This window comes from Polaromonas sp. P1_E3 (assembly GCF_056405935.1).
Genome location: NZ_JBFUBD010000622.1, coordinates 1 through 1,181 on the forward strand (window position 1 = coordinate 1; position 1,181 = coordinate 1,181).

General features: G+C 61.3%; 1 protein-coding gene. It reads right to left on the reverse strand.

Annotation, left to right across the window (positions count from 1 at the left end; genetic code table 11):
• Positions 1-1,181: FHIPEP family type III secretion protein (locus AC1D0Z_RS22270; RefSeq protein ID WP_477660323.1), on the reverse strand; the 1,181-nt coding region annotated here is incomplete at both ends.

Sequence of the window (1,181 nt, forward strand, 5' to 3'; positions counted from 1 at the left end):
GGCTGGTTCTGGCGCACCCGGCCCAGAAGGCGGTCTGTTTCGGCCCGCGTCAGCAGCGTGGAGGATTCGCGCCGCAAGACCTCGGTGAGATGCGTCATGAATACGCTGGAGGCGTCCACCAGCGTGAACCGGGCGCGGGTAGCCGCATCCCGCTGTGACTCTTCTATCCAAACGGCCGGCAGGCCATAGGTGGGATCTTTTGTGACTTCTCCGGAAATGGCTGTGACATCGCCTTGGGGATGAATGGCAAGCAGGCGGTCCGCGCGAACCTCGCCCTTGGCACTCAGGGCCCCGTCGAGGTAAATCTCGTAGCGATCCGGCCCGAGGCGCGGTGCATCCTTAAAGCGTATTCGCGGCAAGACCAGCCCAAGCTCCTGCGCATGCTGATGGCGGAAGGTGGCAATTCTCTCCAGGAAAGAGCCGCCCTTTTCGTTCACAAGAGGAACCCAGCGGGAACCCACCTGGACCTCGATGGGTTCAACGGTCAAATGTGCATAGGGATCGTCCTTGCCGCCGGCGTCAGCGCCGTCAGCCAACTTCCCTTCCAGGCCCGCCGCATCTTCTTCCCCGGCAACGGCACCGGTGTGCGCCCCGCGATAAACCATCCAGGCACCCAGCCCTGAAAGGCAAAGCAGTATGAGCGTGGGGATCGCAGGAATGCCAGGCAGCATCAACAGGCCCGCCAGGGCTGCAGCCACCAGCAGCAGTGTTTTTGGAAATGAGGTGATCTGCCGCAAAGCCTCTTTGCTGAGGTTGGCATCCGAAGCCGAACGGGTAACAATGATGCCGGTCCCCAAAGCAATGACCAGTGCCGGTACTTGGGTCACGATGCCATCGCCTATGGTCAGCAGGGTATAGGTCTTCAGTGCATCCCCCCATGGCAGGCCGCGCTGCATGATGCCGATCAGCAAGCCCCCCACAATGTTGATGAGAAGTATCAGGATGCCTGCAATGGCGTCGCCTTTAACGAACTTGCTTGCGCCGTCCATCGCGCCGTAAAAAGCAGCCTCTTTCTCGATGTTCTTGCGGCGGCGCTGCGCCTCGGCCTGGTCAATAAAGCCCATGTTCAGATCCGCGTCCACGCTCATCTGTGCGCCGGGCATGCTGTCCAGCGTGAACCGGGCGGCCACCTCGGAAACGCGTTGGGCGCCGCTGGTGATCACCACGTACTGAACGACGAT